The following is a 17855-nucleotide window of genomic DNA, read 5'->3' as shown; positions in this document are numbered from 1 at the left end:
GCAACACGGGGAGGAAGACCTGAATGACCACGCATGGCCCGTCCCAAACAGGATTGCTGCACAAGGCCCAGGTCCGCGCAAGCACGACCGCGCCGGTCGCGGAACTGAAAGCGCAACTCGGAGACACCCCCCTCAGCCTGCTGATCCTGTTCGTCACACCCCAGACCGACTTTCACACCGTGGTGCAGGAAGCGGAGCGGCTGTATCCCGATACAGATACGGTCGCATGCACGACCGCGGGTGAAATCGGCATGGCAGGTTACGAGGAAGGTCTGATCATCGCCGTGGGCTTTCCCAAATCGGATTTCGCGACCAGGTCCCTGCCAATCAACGATCTGGACCGGTTCCACGCCAAGCCCGAAATCTATCGCATCGCGCGTGAGCGAGTGGCGCTGGAAAGGGCCAACCCCGACATGAAAAGCGGTTTCGTGTTCCTGATCATCGATGGATTGTCCCTGCAGGAGGACATGCTGACGGCCCTGATCTCACCCGCGCTGCGCAACATGCCGCTCTTTGGCGCGTCCGCAGGTGACGGCGCGGATTTTCAGGCCACCTTCGTGGCGATCAACGGCAAGATCCTGCTCAAGGGTGCGGTGCTCAACCTCGTGCAGAGCGTGCATGAAACCAAGGTCTTCAGCCTGGATCACTTTCTGCCCACCGAAACCCGGATGGTCGTGACGGATGCCGATCCCGAACGCCGGATCGTGAAGTCCATAAATGCCGAACCCGCAGGCCGCGAATATGCCCGGATCATCGGCAAGGACCCCGACCAGATGGACCCCTTCACATTCGCGTCGCACCCGGTCGTCGTGCGGATCGGCGGCGACCACCATGTCCGCGCCATCCATCAGGTGAACGAGGCCGGTGAGCTGGTGTTCTTTTCCGCCATAGATGAGGGGATGGTGCTGACCGTGGCCGAGCCGCAAAACATGGCCGAGCATCTGCGCCAGAAATTCGGCGCCCTGACCGCCGGGGCGGCCTTTACCGATATTCTGGGATGCGACTGCATCCTGCGCCGGATCGAGGCGGAGCAGAGCCAGGTCTCCCGCGAAGTCTCCGACGTGCTGTCACAGTTCAACGTCACCGGCTTCTCGACCTATGGCGAACAGATCGGACCGTTGCATGTGAACCAGACGATGACCGGCGTCGCGATCTATCGCAAGAATACGGGGCCCACATGTCCTTGATCAACCCCAACGACTCGATCGAGCGGCAGAACGAAAAGCTGTTGCAGATCGCTCAGTCCCTGATGCGCCGGGTCGAACAGAAAAACGATCAATCCGGGCTGGCCTATCAGCAATTCGAACGGGCTGCCCTGCTGGAAACGCAGGTCCGCCAGCGCACGCGGGAACTGGAAAAGACCCTCGACCTGCTGCGAGAGACAAATGCTCAGTTGGAACAGGCCAATGTCGAGACGGAGCAGACCCGATCCAACATTGCGGAGGCTATCGAAACCATCGACGAGGGTTTCGCTCTGTTCGATCCGAACGAGCGGTTGGTGCATTTCAACAGCCGGTTCTGCAGCGATATCGGTGACGTGGCGGACCAGTTGAAGGAGGGGCTGCTGTTTTCGGATTACGTCACGATGATCTCCCACAGCCGTTTCCTGGCCGTCCCGGCGGGGCAAACACCCGAGGATTGGGCCAGAATGCGCCTGTCGCATCACAGCCAGGATCACGTCGTGTTCAATGTCAGTCTGGTCTGGAACCGCTGGCTTCAGATCAGTGAGCACCGCACCGCACATGGCGGCACCGTGATCCTGCAGACCGACGTCACCGACATGATGCTGTCCGAGCGCGAAGAGCGTGACAAGATGCTGGGCCACCAGTCGGAGATTCTGCAAGCCACGCTTGACCATCTCAACCAGGGGGTCTGCATCTTCAACAACCAGGGGCAACTGGTCGGCTGGAACAAGATCATGAACCGTATGCTGGCGCTGCCGCCGGAGCGCGGCGTGCTGGGCCTGCCCTTTTCGACCCTGCTGCTGACGCTTGAGAAAGAGACGGTCTTTCATGGCGGGTTCAGTGCGGAGAAGCTGCTCAGGTGGACCCAACGACGTGCCCACCGTCGCCCCATCGCGTTCGAGGTAACGCGCGGCGCGACGCGGACGCTCAGCATCTTTGCCCAAGAAATGCCCGATCGCGGGTTCGTCATCAGCATTACGGACGTGTCTGCCGAACGAAACGCGACGCGTGCCCTTTCCCAAATCAACGAAACACTGGAACAGGGCGTGATCGCGCGGACCGAGGAGTTGGGCGAGGCGCTGGCCGACGCGGTGCGCGCGAACGCGTCCAAATCCCGCTTCGTCGCCGCGGCCAGTCACGACCTGTTGCAGCCCCTGTCCGCAGCGAAGCTGTTCATGTCATCGCTGTCCGATCGACTGGACGAACCCGATGCCCGGCTGGTGTTGAGCAAGGCGGAAAACGCCCTTTTGGGGATGGAGAACATCATCGGCGCGCTGCTCGACATCTCGAAGCTTGACGCAGGAGAGGCGGCCTTCGACAAAAGCGCCGTGTCGCTGTCCCCGATCCTGGCGCTGCTGCGCGATGAGCTGACCCCGATGGCGCAGGACAAAGGCCTGCACCTTACCATTATCGACAGCGGTCTGAGCATTCTGAGCGATGTGGGATATTTGCGGCGGATCCTGCAAAACCTCATCACCAACGCCATCAAATATACGCAAACCGGACGTATCGTTGTGGGTGTGCGCCGCACGGGCAGCACCGCGCGGATTGAGGTTTGGGACACCGGCCCCGGCATTGCCATGGAACACCGCGAAACGATCTTTCAGGAATTCGCCCGCCTCGACCAATCGAACAGCAGTGACGGCCTGGGCCTGGGGCTGGCTATCGTGGAGCGTGCCGCGAAGGGTCTGGGCCATGACTTGACGCTGCAATCCGAAGTCGGAAAGGGCAGTTGTTTCGGCCTGACCGTCAAGATCGCCACCGGCTCGCACGGCAATCGCCTGGGCCTGCCGAAATCCAGCGCCAAATGGGGCAACGCCATCGAGGGCATGGTGGTGCTGCTCGTGGAAAACGACCTCAGGCTCGCCAACGCAATTTCCCTGATGATCGAGACTCATGGCGCAGAGGTTCTGCTGGCGCATAACGCGACAGAGGCCAAAAACCTGCTGGCCGAGATCCAGCTGGTGCCCGATTTCATGTTGCTGGATTATCAACTGGGGTCCGACGCCTCGGGAATTCAGCTCTACCGCGATCTGATCGACACCTATGGCAGGATCCCGACCGCGATGATTTCAGCCGACCGCAGCGAGGAGCTGCACAGAGCCTGTCACACGAACAGGCTGCAACTCCTCTCAAAACCCATAGACAAGGAAAAACTGCTGGAATTCTTTACCAACGCGCTGCAAGGGCAGAGCATCTGATCGGGCGAGATGGACCCGGAATCAGCGCGGCAAATGCGCGATCGAGTTTGCATAATAGGCCAGCAAGGGTTCCTGAGCGGGGTTCAGCCGGTAGCCCTCATCAGTTTCACGCAGAACCTTGCGTCGTACGAGCGCGCGCAGACCCACATCGACAGCATAATCGAAATCGCCGCGCGGCAGGTGGAAATGCGCGCCGTGATCCACCAGGCGATCCTTCAGCACCATCGCGCGATCCACGATCTGCGCCCGGCGCAGCGGCGTGCCACTGTCCAGCAGAACCTGCGCAACCAGCGGTACGGGCAGAACGGGCACGACCTTTCCCACCGCGTCGATCAGCTTATGGCCCAATGCCTCCGCGCCGATACGGCCATCGGATGACAGGGAGCGCAGCGTGATCGGTGCCCCGAAACTGACGCTGGCATAGCCGAAGCGGTTCCACTTGCCGATCATGCGCATCCACAGATGCCGCAGGAAAAACCACAATGCAGTGGAGACCTTCGCACGAAAGCGGGGGCGGCCCTTTTCATCCAGTTCCGAACCGACCAGGATCCGATCCTCCAACACCCGGTCGTAGTTCAGCCCGACGGGAATGAAGACCACATCGCGCGTGCCCGCGGGATCGAACCCTTGCAGGATATAGCTTAGCAAGCCCAGTTTTGCCGGGCGCAGCTTCCCGTCGCGGCTCAAGCCGCCCTCGGGGAAGACGGCCTGTGTCACACCTGCCTCCGTCGCCATCTGGACGTATCGCGACAGGACCTTGCGATAGAGCGGATTTTCCGACCTGCGCCGGATGAAGAACGCGCCCATCGCCTTGGCCAGCTGTTCCAGGGGCCAGATTTGCGCCCACTCCCCGGCGGCATAGCTCAGCGATGTGCGCTCGCTCGCCAGATAGGTCACCAACAGGTAATCAAAATTGGATCGGTGGTTCATGACGAAAATCACCGTTGCGTCGGCGTGGATCCCCTCCAGCGAGGCGCTCTCATTCGTGCCCAGCCGCACCCGGTACAGTTTCTGCGCGATCCAGCGGCTCAACTTCACGCCGAACAGGAAATAGGTCGCGGCGGAGAAACTCGGCACGATTTCGCGCGCATATCTGGCGGCTTCCTCGGCTGCGACCTCGTTGGGGATGCCACGATGGCGTGCCTCCGCCTCGACCGCAGACATCACAACGGGGTCGTAGGTCAGCCTGTCCACCAGAACCTGCCGTTTGGTCAGGCTGAAAGGCTTGATCGAAAGCTGCAACCGCTCGTTGACACGGCGCAGCGCCCGGTTGATGCGCGCCCGGAAAAACCAGCGGACCGACGGGACCAGCACGCGGTTCAATACCGCGATGGTCAGTGTCAAACCGCCGAGAAACACAAGCCAGATTGGAATTTCGACGGTTTGAAACATTGCGCGACTTTGCGTCAGCGCGACGATGACGTCCAGCCCGAACAGCTTTCACCAAGACAGAAGCGCGTCGCAGTTCGCACCAGATGCTCGCAGCATACGCCCCACACAGGATAGAGGTCAGACTGCGCGCAACCAGCGGGTCTCCCTGCTCGCCATCAAGGTTCGGGCAGGCACGAATCCTGTCAGATCGGGGAACAGTTCGCATACCTCTGCGCGCGCCTCCGCCGTCAGTCCGGACAGGGCCTGATCGCCGGGGAACAATGTTTCGGTCCAGACCCCGTCGGCGCGGATCACCTCGTGATTGCTGCACATCAGGTGCAGATAGGTGACAGCCTGCGGCGCACAGCTGACGATCGTATCGCTGTTCACCAGCCCGATCGCGGGGGCCAGAGCCTCGGCCTCACCTGTCATGAGAGCCAGTTTCATTCCCTTGAGCAGGATACGGTGCTGGGGCGAAACGATCATGTCACGGTTCGGACTGTCGGGGCCCAGAGCACCGCGCCGGATCAGAACCGGTGCCAGTTGCGGTTTCTGCTCGACCTCCGCCTTCGTCAGTTCACGCCGCCCGACCCAGACCAGGGGGCGCAGGCCATGATCCCGGGTCGCCACCAGATCGCCGATTTGCAGCGTCTCGACCGCACGCCCGCCTGTCGCCGTGACGATGGACGTGCCGGGCGTGAAGCAGATGACGTTGGTGTTGTCGAATGTCAGATCATCGGGTGAGACACCCGGCAGGCGCAATCCGCCCGCGGAATCGAGTACGCCGTCCGCCGCATCGTCTCGCAACGCAATGATGGCCTGAGTGAAGTCGGTGCCATTGGCGGAATTGTAGGCTGCCAGCGTGCCGGAATTATAATAGGCAGACAGGTCCACGAAATCGTTGTTGGCCTGATTGCCATCGTCGATATTCTGACCCGTAGCCGTGTTGAAATCCGAGATCAGATCGCCCGTGCCATCCGCGACGAATGTATCGAACCCGTCCCCGCCGGTCAGGGTATCAGTGCCTGCCCCACCGTCCAGCGTATCGTTTCCGGCGCCGCCCAGAATGGTGTCGTTGCCGGCATCGCCCCTCAGCGTATCGTTGCCCGCGCCACCCTCGATGGAATCTGTGCCGTCACCGCCTCTGATCGTGTCGTTTCCGCCCAGTCCATAGATGGTGTCGTTGCCGGCGCCGCCGTCGATGCTGTCGCCTGCGCCCGTTCCCGGCGCCGCGATGGGAGTGAAATAGATATCCGTGATGTAAATCGCCTGATTCGACGTTCCGACATTTTCATAGTCGATCTCGATCCGGGCGACGGGACCGTTGACCGTGACCTTGATAGACCCCCCGGCATCGTTGGCGTTGGTCCCTGCATTGCCCAGCGCGGTGTCCACACCAGTATAGCCATCGCCCGCCCGGTCGCTCAGCGTAGGGCCAGCTGTCCCCCCGCCGCCGGATTGCAGCGTGACGGCAATGCGGTTTCCATCTGCGTCATAGGCGCGCACAGTGACCCGGTCACGAAAACCGTTCGTTCCATTCTGATCGATATCGTTGATGCGAAACTGAACGTTGGAAACGGTATCCTGATATTCGGATGTGTCAGATGAGAAATTGACGGTCACTACGGACGTGTTCGGATCCGAGCCAGATCGTGATCCCAGCACCTGAGCCGAAGAGTTGCCGTCGACCGCACCCGTACCGCCGGTGTCGATACCGGTCGTATATTGGGCAAGGTCCTGGAAGGTGACGTCCTGGCCGTTCGCCTGCTCATCGTAATCCAGCGAAACGATGATACCGCCGACATTCTGTGTCGCGAAACCGGTCTCATCCACTGTGGCGAGCTCTTCGTTATCATCGACAGTAGAGCCGTCGCCCGATGAATCGGGCAGTTCGGACCACTGGAACGCAAGCCGTGGAGCAGCGTCCGAGTCGCCATAGATGACATCGTTGCCACCCCGACCCGAAATCGTGTCGGACCCGGATCCACCATACAGCGTATCGGCCTGTTGCGATCCGGTAATGTTGTCATTGCCGGCACCGCCTTGAACGATCCGCGGGCCCGCATCGTCCAGTGTTACCGTGTCGTTACCCTGTGCGGTGACGTCGGAATATCCGAATCCGTCCGAGGTGACATTGCTCGCGGACCATGTCGAACCGGCAGTGAAGGTGCCCGTGCCGGATTCCGGTATGAAAAAAGCATAGGTCGTACCATTGTCAGTGAAGACCCCGAACGTTCCCGTCAATGTCGTGCCGCCGGAGGTGAAGGTGGCGGTGCCGGCCTGTTCCTCAGCCGTATAGTTGCCGTCCACGGAGGATCCGGTCAGGGAAAAACTCTGCGTCGAATCGTTGGTGTAAGCTGTGTACGTGTTGTCTGTCGCGTTGTCGGTGATCGACACCGTCACGCCCACATTTAGAATCTGATTGTTGCTGACATTCAGGATATAGGCGCCGCCGTAACGATAATTACTGGCCATGCTCTAACCCCCACACAACACATGTGTTTTCCCGCTTGCCTAGAGTGCGATAATCATTGCCAGCCCATGACTGGCAAATCAACCTTAAGGCGAGTGGCTTCACTGTGTCCCCCAATGCGTTCGCCGCTGATACTTATATCGCAGCAAAGCGCAATCCCCATCGATACCCGAACGGCGTGATCCCCCGACCTAGCCGAACTAGCATGTATTCATTAACATATTCATACTGTGCGCATTTCAAGAAGAAAGCCACGCGGTGACGCTACGGAACCGCGCAGCTAACGTTTTTTTATACCTTCAATATGCATGTAAGAGCCATAACGTGTAAATTTACACGCTACACACCTCAACCTGAGCGGGCAAAATCAATCGACGCGCCGGCCGTCAGGGCGCTGATTGATTGAACCAGCGATCTGCGGTCGATTCGAAAATGCCGGTAAAGATCGCCGATCGTTCCCGTCTGTCCGAAATGCTCGACCCCGTGCGCAATGGTGCGATGACCTGCAACCGCGCCCAGCCAGCTCAACGTTGCGGGATGACCGTCTATCGCAGTGACCATCGCGCAATCGCGTGGCAATTGTTGCAGCAGCCTTTCCACATGGCTCATCGCGGCGGGGTTTCCGCGCGCGCGGTCCCTCTGCGCGGCGCTCCACCCCGCATGCAGTCGATCGGCGGAGGTCACGGCCAGTACGGCCACGTCGCGACGATGTTCGGCGATCATCCCCGCCGCCGCGATCGCCTCATCCGCCACGGCGCCTTGATAGGCAATGACGACCGAACAGTTCGGGCCGGGCTCGCGCAGCCAGTACGCCCCGTCCACGGCACCCTGACGGAAATCCTCGTTCACGCGGCGTACGGGTTGCTCCAGCGGTTTCGTGGTCAGGCGCAGATAGACGGAGCCGCCCGTCTCATCCCGCAGCCATGTCCGCTCATCCCGGTCGCCCTCCCCGTCGCGCTGGATATAGTCGAAGGCCCAACCCATGATGACGGCCAGTTCATCGACAAAGGCAGGCTCGAACGCGGCCAGCCCGTCCTGGCTCATCCCGATCAGGGGCGCGTTGATGGATTGATGCGCGCCCCCCTCGGGCGCCAGCGTCACACCAGAGGGCGTGCCGACCAACAGGAACCGGGCGTCCTGATAGCAGGCGTAGTTCAGCGCATCCAGACCGCGTGCCACGAACGGGTCGTAGACTGTGCCGATGGGGATCAGCCGTTTGCCGAACAGGCTGTGGCTCAACCCTGCCGCGCCCAACAGCAGCATCAGGTTCATCTCCGCAATGCCCAGTTCGATATGCTGACCCTCGGGGGTGAACTCCCACTTGGCGGTGGAGGGGATGTTCTCGCTGATGAAGGTGTCCGATTGCTGCGTCCGCGCAAACAGCTTGCGCCGGTTCACCCACGGGCCAAGGCTGGTCGTGCCCGTCACATCGGGTGAGGTGGTGACGATCCGCGCCGCCAGATCGCTGGACCCCTTTGCCAGATCATCCAGGATCTTGCCAAAGGCCGTTTGGGTGGAGATGTCCCTGTCGCTGGCCATCTCGATATCTGGGACGCTCAGCCGCGCATCGCTGAACCGACGTTGCCCCTTGGCGAAGAACGGCACGGAATCGAGGAAGCCTTGCAGCGCGTCCGGGTCCGCGACGGTGGCGAATTTCTCCCACTCCTGCCCCTTGGCCACGCCCATATGATCCTGCCATTGCGCGAACTGCGTCTTGTTCATCAGGCCGCCATGGTTGTCCTTGTGCCCGGCAATGGGCGTGCCCCAGCCCTTGATGGTATAGGCGAGGAAGCAGACCGGCCTGTCGTGGTCGATGCCGGCGAAGACCTCGGCCATCGTCTCCACGCAGTTCCCGCCGAGGTTTTCCATCAGGTCGGCCAGCTCCTTGTCCGAGCGGCGGGCGATCAGCGCGCTGACATCCCCCTGATCGCCCAACGCATCCATGAGGCGTTCCCGCCAGACAGCGCCCCCCATGAATGTCAGCGCGGAGTAGAGCTGGTTCGGACAGTCGTCGATCCAGGCGCGCAGCTTTTCACCGCCCGGCTCCGCAAAGGCGGCGCGTTGCAGCACGCCGTATTTCACCCGAACCACATCCCAGCCGAACGCGTCGAAGATCTTCTCGACCCGGCGGAACAGCCCCTCGCGCACGATACCGTCCAGCGACTGGCGGTTGTAGTCGATGATCCACCACGTGTTGCGCAGGTCATTCTTCCACCCCTCCTGCAAGCATTCGTAGATGTTGCCCTCGTCCAGTTCCGCATCCCCGACCAGCGCCACCATACGCCCCGGCTGCACGTCCTCGCCCCAGGATTTTGCCGTGATGAAATCCTGCACCAGTGATGCAAAGGATGTGATCGCCACGCCCAACCCCACCGATCCGGTCGAGAAATCGACATCGCAGGTGTCCTTGGTCCGGGAGGGATAGGATTGCGCACCGCCCAGGCCCCGAAACGCCTCCATCTTCTCACGCGTCTGGTTGCCCATAAGGTACTGGATCGCATGAAAGATCGGTGAGGCATGAGGCTTGACCGCAACCCTGTCCTCGGGCCGCAGAGCGGAGAAATACAGCGCCGTCATGATCGAGACCATAGACGCGGAGGAGGCCTGATGCCCGCCGATCTTGATGCCGTCTTCCTTGTCGCGCAGGTGGTTGGCGTTGTGGATCATCCAGTGCGACAGCCACAACAGGCGCTGCTCGACGATTTTCAGGTTCCGGCTCATGTCACGTATCCTCAGGCAAGATGTTTCGGCCGAACCTATCAGCGCACTTGCGTTGGTTTCTTGCAATTGCTGGCTGGCGCGCGTCCTATGATAGGTGAATACGCCACGATACGAGGTAGCATGGTGGAAAATCCTACTCTGGATGAAATCGACATCAGAATTCTTCGTGAGCTTACCCTTGATGGGCGGATCAGCGCGGCGGAGTTGAGCCAGCGTGTCGGCCTCAGCGCGACACCCGTCATCCGCCGGTTGAGACGGCTGGAGCAGTCTGGCACCATCGTGGGATATACCGCTTTGATAAACGAGGCCGCGCTCGGCTTCGCGATGTCGGTGTTTGTCTCCGTCAAGCTCGACCGGCAGGTGGATCAGGCCCTCGCCCGCTTCGAATCCGCGATCCTGACCTTTCCCGAGGTCGTGGACTGCTGGCTGATGACCGGCAATCGCGACTACCTGCTGCGCCTTACCGTGACGGGGCTAAAAGAATTCGAGGAGTTGATGATCGAACGGTTGGTCAAGATCGACGGCGTCGCCTCCATCGAATCCTCGATCCCGATCCGCCGGGTGAAATCCGGCATATCGCGCAATCCGTGAATTGGTGCGGGGGCTACCGGTGAGTTAGCCGCGCTACCTGCAATCTTTTGCGGGAGGGCATGGAGAGGGCTCCATAACCCACGCACCGGCCCCTTTTCAGCGAGCCAGCGTTCTTCACGCCAGCTCGCCGGGTTCTTGGCAGTGATGGCTCACATCCGCTTGGCGACCTCTTCCAGCATCACCTCGGAGGCACCTCCGCCGATGGCCTGAACGCGGGCGTCGCGCGACATGCGCTCCACTGGGGTTTCGCGCATGTAGCCCATGCCGCCATGGAACTGCACACAATCATAGAGCACGGAATTCACCAGCTCGCCGCAATAGGCCTTGACCATCGAGACTTCCTTCACGCAGTCGAGACCCGCGGCGTCCATCCCTGCGGCATGATAGACCAGCTGACGGCCTGCCGCGATGCGGGTCTGGCAATCGGCCAGACGCTGGCGGATCGCCTGCTTGTCCCACAGCACGCCGCCAAAGGCCTTGCGCTGCTTTACATAGTCCACGGTCATGTCCAGCGCGCTCTGCGCCTCGGCGCAGGCCATTGCGCCCAGCACGATCCGCTCGTTCTGGAAGTTCTTCATGACCGAATAGAAGCCCTTGTTGACCTCACCCAACACGTCTTCGGCAGGGACGCGGACATCCTCGAAGATCAGTTCGGCAGTGTCCGAGCACAGCCAGCCGGTCTTGTTCAACGCACGACCGACCGAGAATCCAGGCGTGCCCTTTTCGATCGCGAACATGGTGATCCCGCGTGAGCCCTTGGCATCGGGATCGGTCTTGGCGCCGACGAAATAGATATCGCCGTGCACGCCGTTTGTGATGAACATCTTGGTGCCGTTCAGAACCCAGTCGGACCCGTCCTTCACCGCGCGGGTGCGCATACCCGCCACGTCCGACCCGGCACCGGGTTCGGTCACCGCGACGGCGGCGATCTTCTCACCCGAGGTGATCGACGGCATCCAGCGGGCCTTTTGTTCCGGTGTTCCGGCATTTTCAAGATGCGGCGAGGCCATGTCGGTATGCACCAGAACCGTGGCCGAAAATCCGCCAAAGGTGGAGCGGCCGACCTCTTCTGCCAGAACCACGCTGGACATCACATCCAGCCCGGCGCCGCCATATTGCTCATCATAGCGCATTCCCAGCACGCCCAGATCGCCCATCCGGCGCAGCACGTCGCGGGGCACCATGCCCTCTTCTTCCCATGCGTCGGCCTTGGCTGTCACCTCCGTCTCGATGAAGCGGCGCAGCTGGGCGCGGATCATCTCGAGATCTTCGTTGAACGGGCCGTTGGCCGCAGTGATGGTATCCTGGCTGGTCATGTCTTTTCCTCCGGGTCGAGTTTGACGAGTGGTGCGTGCCCGGCGACTGTATCGCCCGGTGCACAATAGATTTCCGTTACGATGCCCGCGACCGGCGCGGGCAGGCTTTGCAGCAGTTTCATGGCTTCGAGCACCACCAGCGTGTCACCGACGGCGACGCGGTCACCGGGTGCGACGCGCACCTCGGCCACGGCACCGGGCATCGGGGCTGTCAGCAGGTCAGCGCCGCTTCCCCCGGCCCCGGCGCGGACCAGATGCCGATCTTCGAGGGTGCGCAGTTCCACCGCGCAGATCCCCGCCGAGGTCTGAAGGTGCACCCGCCAATGATCGCGGGCGCGTTCGACATGTGCGATGCGCGAAAAGGGCACGCCGTCGATGCGTCCAGACAGGCGGTCGCTGGTCAGGGTGGCGGACTCGACGGTCGTGCTCTGACCATCCGGCAGTAGGGCGGAAAGCGCGGGGGGGGTGCCGGATATGCGGATCGGATCATCCTCGGATGTGGTCCAATAGGACGCCGCACCGGGCCGCCCCGCCGCCGCCGTAAGCCGCCATGACCCCAGGCTTTCCCAAGGCGATCCGCCCGTCGGGGCAAGATGCAGATGCAGCGCCATGGCGGCCAGGCCGATGTCGCGGGCATCGGGTATGGGCTGGGTCCAGCCGCCCGGAAACATCTCGGGCAATCCCGAGGTGTGGTGCCGGAACGCCTCGAAATCCGCATGGGTCAACAGGGCGCGTTGATAGGACAGGTTCAGACCGACGCCACCGACAGCGAAGGCATCAATCGCCGCGACCGCCTGCCGGATCGCCCCGGCCCGGTCGGGCGCATGGACGATCAGCTTCGCCAACATGGAATCGTAATGGTGACCCACGACCGAGCCTGCCGCGACTCCGCTGTCCAGCCTCACGCCCGCAGGCGGCGCCCAGAGGGTGATCTGGCCCGTTTCGGGTCGGAAATTCTCGGCCGGATTCTCCGCCGCGATGCGGATCTCGATGGCGTGTCCGTTGAACCGCACATCGGATTGAGCCAGCGACAGCGCCTCGCCCCGGGCGATGCGCAACTGCCATTCAACCAGATCGATGCCGGTAATCGCCTCCGTCACCGGATGCTCCACCTGCAAACGGGTGTTCATTTCGAGGAAGTAATATTCCCCGCGTGCCGGATCGTAGAGGTATTCCACCGTCCCTGCCGAGCGATAGCCGATGGATTGTGCCAGACGGACCGCCGCCGCGCGCATGTCATCGCGCAGGGCATCGGGCAGATCGGCGGCGGGGGCTTCCTCTATCAGCTTCTGGTGGTTGCGTTGCAGCGAACAATCCCGGTCGCCCAGATGCAGCACAGTGCCGTGGCTGTCGCCCAGCACCTGCACCTCGACGTGGCGCGCGCGGGGCGCATAGCGTTCCAGAAACACCGCCGCGTCGCCAAAGGCGCCCTTCGCCTCGGACCTCGCGGAGGTGATGGCCTCGGGCGCATCGGCCAGATCTGTGACGAGGCGCATGCCGCGCCCGCCGCCGCCCGCGCTGGCCTTGACCAGAAACGGCGTGCCAAGCGTCTGCGCCTCTTCGAGCAATCGCGCGTCGGACTGGTCCTCGCCGCGATAGCCGGGCAAAACGGGCACGCCTGCCGCCTCGGCTGCGGCCTTGGCCTCGATCTTCGAGCCCATCATTGCGATCGCGTCGGCATCGGGCCCGATGAAAACCAGACCGGCCCCCTCGACCGCGGCGGCGAACCCTGCGTTTTCGGACAGGAAACCATAGCCGGGATGCACGGCACCGGCCCCGGTCACCCGGGCGGCATCCAGTATGGCATCGACGTTCAGATAGCTGTCCGCGGGCGCGGCCCCGCCGATGCACACGGCGTGATCAGCCTCGACCACAAAGGGCGCATCGCGGTCAGCCTCGGAAAAGACCGCGACCGTTTCCACACCCAGCGCGCGGCAGCCGCGCTGGATTCGCCGTGCAATCTCACCCCTGTTGGCGATCAGGACGCGGGTAAAGCTCATTTTATCCGCCATGAAGGAGTGCCCTTCTTGAGGAAGCTGTTGATGCCCTCGATCCCCTCGTCGGTTTCCCATGCATCGGCCAGCCGGTCGGCGGTATAGATCATGTTGGTTTCCAGATCGTGCGCCGCGACATAGGCAATCAGCGCCTTGGTATCCGCCACGGCCCCCGGTGCGGCCTGAAGGTGATCGTGCACGACGCCTTCAACGGCAGCGTCCAGTCCATCAGCGGCGACAACCTCGGTCAGCAGGCCGATCCGCGCGGCCCGCGCGCTGTCGAACAGGGCGCCCGACAGCATGGTTTCGCGCGAATGCACCTTGCCGATCCGCGCCACGACATAGGGCGAGATATTGGCCGGCAACAGGCCCAGCTTCACCTCGGTCAGGCCAAAGCGCGACCCTTCGGCGCCGATGGTGTAATCGCAGACCGATATCATTCCGACGCCGCCACCATAGGCCGGCCCGTTGATCCGCCCGATCAGGGGCTTGGGCAAGGTATCGAGGCGGCGCAGCAGATGCGCCAGCGTGGCGCTTTGCTCCACCCGCTCGGCGCGGGATTTTTCGATGTTGGAGGCGAACCAGTTAAAGTCACCCCCGGCGCAGAAGCTCTTGCCCGCGCCGGTCAGAACCACGATGCGCACCTTGTCATCATTGGCCAGCTTTTCGGCGACGTCATAGAGTTCGGCGATCAGCGTGCCGTTCAGGGCATTGTGCTTGTCCGGGCGGTTCAAGGTTACGGTGGCGACGCCGCGCGCGTCGGTCTCAAGCAGGATGGTTTCGTAGGTGGTCGTCATATCAAGGGCCTCACATTCTGAAGACGGGCGTGTGGCGCCCTGCCTCGGGCACCGAAGAGACTATGGACAGGCACAGGCCGAGGATATCGCGGGTCTGACCCGGTTCGATCAGCCCGTCATCCCAAAGCCGCGAGGTCGCATAATAGGGATCGGACTGTTCGCCGTATTGAGCGCGCACCTGCGCCTCGATCTGCGCCAGATCGGCCTGCATCTTTTCAGGATCACCGCCCTTTTGTCTGCGCAGTTCCAGCATCACATTGCTGGCGATGTCGGCGGACATGGTGGCGAGTTCCGCCGTGGGCCACGCAAAGAGGAAGTTCGGCGCAAACCCCCGCCCGCACATGCCGTAATTGCCAGCCCCATAGGATCCGCCAAGCAGGACCGACAGACGCGGCACCTTGGCCACTGACATGGCATAGACCAGCTTGGCGCTGTCCTTGGCGATGCCGCCGCGCTCCGCCTCCGTGCCGACCATGAAGCCGGAGATGTTGTGCAGGAACAAAAGCGGGATGTTGCGCTGGTCGCACATGGATACGAATTGCGCGCCCTTCAGCGAGCTCTCGGACAAAAGCGCGCCGTTATTGGCCAGGATACCAACGCGAAAACCGTGGATGCGGGCCGTTCCGCAGACCAGTGTTTCGCCCCAGCCCGGCTTGAACTCACGAAATTCGCCGGCATCTATCATGCGCAGCAGAACCTCGCGCATATCATAGGGTTCCTTGCGATCGGCGCTGATGACGCCCAGCAATTCGGAGGGGTCATGCGCGGGCGGCGCGGGTGGCGTGTCAGGCTGCATCGGGCGCGATTGACCCAGCTCGGCCACGATGTCGCGCATCAGGGCGAGGGCATGGTATTCATCCTCGGCCAGATGGTCGCAAACACCGGAGACGCTGGTGTGCATTTCGGCGCCGCCCAAGGTTTCGCCATCGACCTCCTCGTTGATCGCCACCTTGACGATCGATGGCCCGCCCAGATGGATGCGGGCGTTGCCGCGCACCATGATAAGCTCGTCCGACAGGGCCGGAATATAGGCCCCGCCTGCCGTGCAGCCGCCGAACACGGCGGAGATTTGCGGCAGCCCGCTGGCCGACATATTGGTCTGGCGATAGAAGGAATTGCCGAAATGACGTGCATCGGGAAAGACCCGATCCTGTTCCGGCAGATAGGCCCCGCCGCAATCGACCAGATACAGACAGGGCAACCTGTTCTCAGCCGCGATTTCCTGGGCGCGAATGTGCTTTTGCACCGTCTCATGATAGAAGGAGCCGCCCTTGACCGTGGCATCATTCGCGATAACCACGCACGGCAGCCCATGAACGATACCGATGCCGGTCACGATGCCGGAGCCGGGAACCTCCCCACCATATTGACCATAGGCCGCCAGCGATGACAGCTCCAGAAACGCCGTACCCGGATCCACCAGCAGGTCAATCCGTTCGCGCACCAGAAGTTTGCCACGTTTGCGGTGGCGTTCCACCATATCGGGGCGACCGCCCGACGTGGCCTCGGCGATCCGCGTGCGCAGGGTTTCGACGCGTTCGCTTTGCGCCGCGTGATTGCGCGCGAAGGTCTCGGATGCGGTCAGAACCGCTGAGTCAAGACGAGCCATGTATCAGGTATCCTGTCTTTCAAGTATCCCGTTGAGGAACACATCGGCATAGGTGCGGGACAGCGCCTCTGCGCTGCCGCGAGCCGGGTCGAACCAATCGAGCGTGGCGTTCAGCGCGCCGATCAACATCAGGCGCAGGTGGCGAATATCGACGTCGCTCTTCAGCGCGCCCTCCTGCTGAAGCCGGGACAGCAGTGCATCCCATTCGGCCTCATAGGCGCGGCGCGTGGGCAGGTTGGCATCGCGGACGGATTGCGGCACCTGCCCGAAAATACGCACATTGGCCGAAGTGTAGTCGCTAACATCCAGAAGCGCGCGCAGATGGGCGCCGATCGCGGCATGCAGGCTCGCCTCGGCACCGGTGCCTTCGGGCAGTGCCGAAACGGCTTGGCGCATGCTGTCGTGGACGACCTGAATGCCGACGTCCAAGACGGCCGCGACAATCTCGTCCTTGGAGCCGAAATGGTAGTATAAACTGCCTGCCTTGATCCCGGCGGCTTCGGCGATCTTTCTCAGCGATACGGACCCGTAGCCCTGCTCGCGGAAAAGCTTTGCCGCAACGTCCAGCACGCCCTCTCGCCCGACCGGACTGCGGACGCCCTGTGATGCCTGTTTCGCTGCAAGTTCGGACATGATCGCCCTTCGCGCCACCATAACTAACAACTGTTAGGTAACTGGAACCGCATCATCCGGCAAGCTCTATTTCGTATTTCGCTGGATATGGAAGGTCGGGACAACCCTGTTCGTGCTGTCCCGACCGGCCGGTGTTAAATCACGAAGCCGCCGCCGCAGATGACGTGCTGGCCAGAGATGAAGTTCGATTCCGGCGCACAGAACAGATAGACCGCGCCTGCGGCTTCCTCGGGTGTGCCGACACGGCCCAAGGGGATCATGCGCTCCATCTGGGACAGAAGATCGGGGTTCACGCCCACTTTGATCTCCTTCTCCTCGACCGTGATCGTGCTGTCGCCATCCGCGCTGCCCTCAGTCAGGCGGGTGCGGATCGGGCCGAAGGCCACTGCGTTGACGTTCACCTTGTAGCGGCCCCACTCCTTGGCCATGGTCCGGGTGACCCCCAGGATCCCGGCCTTGGCGGCGGAATAGTTGATCTGACCCGGGTTGCCACCGGTCCCCGCGATGGAGGAGATGTTCACCACCTTGCGGAAGACCTCGCGCCCGGCGGCGGCTTCTTCCTTGGCCTTGGCGCTGATCACCGGCTGTGCGGCACGCAGGATCCTGAACGGCGCGGTCATATGAACGTCGATGATCGCCTGCCACTGCTCGTCCGTCATCTTCTGAACGACGCTGTCCCAGGTATAGCCTGCGTTGTTCACGATGATGTCCAGCCCACCGAAGCTTTCGACGCCGGTGCTGATGAACCGCTCGGCAAAGCCGTCTTCGGTCACGCTGCCCGCACAAACCACCGCTTCGCCACCGGCGGCGCGGATTGCTTCGGCTGTTTCGTTGGCTGGATCGGCATCCAGATCGTTGATCACCAGCCGCGCCCCTTCCGAGGCCAGCTTGAGCGCGATTTCCCGTCCGATGCCCCGGCCGGAGCCGGAGACCAGCGCCACGCGCCCGTCAAGTTTATCAGTCAT

At 62.1% G+C, this 17855-nt stretch carries 12 protein-coding genes; 3 read left to right on the top strand and 9 right to left on the bottom strand.

The genetic code is table 11. The features are described 5' to 3' along the window. Nucleotides 1–23: 23 nt before the first annotated feature. Complete coding sequence (locus H1S03_RS09085) at nucleotides 24–1187, top strand: FIST N-terminal domain-containing protein (RefSeq protein ID WP_185804148.1); 1164 nt, start codon at nucleotides 24–26, stop codon at nucleotides 1185–1187. Further along, the gene (locus H1S03_RS09080) at nucleotides 1178–3385 is read left to right on the top strand and encodes a PAS-domain containing protein (protein ID WP_185804147.1); all 2208 of its coding nucleotides are present in this window, start codon (nucleotides 1178–1180) and stop codon (nucleotides 3383–3385) included. The genes H1S03_RS09085 and H1S03_RS09080 overlap by 10 nt, the downstream gene beginning before the upstream one ends. A gap of 21 nt (nucleotides 3386–3406) precedes the next feature. Here H1S03_RS09080 and H1S03_RS09075 read toward each other — a convergent pair whose 3' ends face one another. The 3 genes from H1S03_RS09075 to H1S03_RS09065 form a co-directional block, all read right to left on the bottom strand. Then, nucleotides 3407–4729, bottom strand: a complete 1323-nt coding sequence (locus H1S03_RS09075; protein WP_249777867.1) for a 1-acyl-sn-glycerol-3-phosphate acyltransferase — start codon at nucleotides 4727–4729, stop codon at nucleotides 3407–3409. A gap of 165 nt (nucleotides 4730–4894) precedes the next feature. Beyond that, nucleotides 4895–7231: a Hint domain-containing protein gene (locus H1S03_RS09070; protein ID WP_185804145.1), complete on the bottom strand. Its 2337-nt coding sequence runs from the start codon at nucleotides 7229–7231 to the stop codon at nucleotides 4895–4897. A 346-nt stretch (nucleotides 7232–7577) separates the two neighbouring features. Further along, nucleotides 7578–9950: a transketolase-like TK C-terminal-containing protein gene (locus H1S03_RS09065; protein WP_185804144.1), complete on the bottom strand. Its 2373-nt coding sequence runs from the start codon at nucleotides 9948–9950 to the stop codon at nucleotides 7578–7580. Nucleotides 9951–10070: 120 nt separating this feature from the next. Here H1S03_RS09065 and H1S03_RS09060 point away from each other — a divergent pair, with 120 nt between their 5' ends. Further along, nucleotides 10071–10541 (top strand): Lrp/AsnC family transcriptional regulator, encoded by a 471-nt coding sequence (locus tag H1S03_RS09060; RefSeq protein WP_185804143.1) that lies wholly within the window; start codon nucleotides 10071–10073, stop codon nucleotides 10539–10541. Nucleotides 10542–10690: 149 nt separating this feature from the next. Here the strand turns inward: H1S03_RS09060 and H1S03_RS09055 are convergent, their stop codons facing one another. The 6 genes from H1S03_RS09055 to H1S03_RS09030 all read right to left on the bottom strand — a co-directional run bounded on the left by H1S03_RS09055 (nucleotide 10691) and on the right by H1S03_RS09030 (nucleotide 17855). Next, complete coding sequence (locus H1S03_RS09055) at nucleotides 10691–11857, bottom strand: acyl-CoA dehydrogenase family protein (RefSeq protein ID WP_166188207.1); 1167 nt, start codon at nucleotides 11855–11857, stop codon at nucleotides 10691–10693. Beyond that, nucleotides 11854–13869 carry an acetyl/propionyl/methylcrotonyl-CoA carboxylase subunit alpha gene (locus H1S03_RS09050; protein WP_185804142.1) on the bottom strand — a complete coding sequence of 672 codons (2016 nt, stop codon included), beginning with the start codon at nucleotides 13867–13869 and terminating at the stop codon, nucleotides 11854–11856. The genes H1S03_RS09055 and H1S03_RS09050 overlap by 4 nt, the downstream gene beginning before the upstream one ends. Beyond that, nucleotides 13854–14648, bottom strand: coding sequence for a crotonase/enoyl-CoA hydratase family protein (locus H1S03_RS09045; protein ID WP_185804141.1), 795 nt, complete (start codon nucleotides 14646–14648; stop codon nucleotides 13854–13856). The genes H1S03_RS09050 and H1S03_RS09045 overlap by 16 nt, the downstream gene beginning before the upstream one ends. Nucleotides 14649–14658: 10 nt before the next feature. Next, on the bottom strand, nucleotides 14659–16257 hold the full coding sequence (locus H1S03_RS09040; RefSeq protein WP_185804140.1) for an acyl-CoA carboxylase subunit beta: 1599 nt from the start codon (nucleotides 16255–16257) through the stop codon (nucleotides 14659–14661). 3 nt (nucleotides 16258–16260) lie between these two features. Next, the gene (locus H1S03_RS09035) at nucleotides 16261–16890 is read right to left on the bottom strand and encodes a TetR/AcrR family transcriptional regulator (RefSeq protein WP_185804139.1); all 630 of its coding nucleotides are present in this window, start codon (nucleotides 16888–16890) and stop codon (nucleotides 16261–16263) included. 134 nt (nucleotides 16891–17024) lie between these two features. Further along, nucleotides 17025–17855 carry an SDR family NAD(P)-dependent oxidoreductase gene (locus tag H1S03_RS09030; protein WP_185804138.1) on the bottom strand — a complete coding sequence of 277 codons (831 nt, stop codon included), beginning with the start codon at nucleotides 17853–17855 and terminating at the stop codon, nucleotides 17025–17027.

The organism is Pontivivens nitratireducens, from assembly GCF_014235845.1.
In the GTDB taxonomy this organism is placed as follows: Bacteria; Pseudomonadota; Alphaproteobacteria; order Rhodobacterales; family Rhodobacteraceae; genus Pontivivens; species Pontivivens nitratireducens.
Note: the sequence above shows the minus strand (reverse complement) of the source record. Positions and strands in the feature narration are given on the sequence as shown.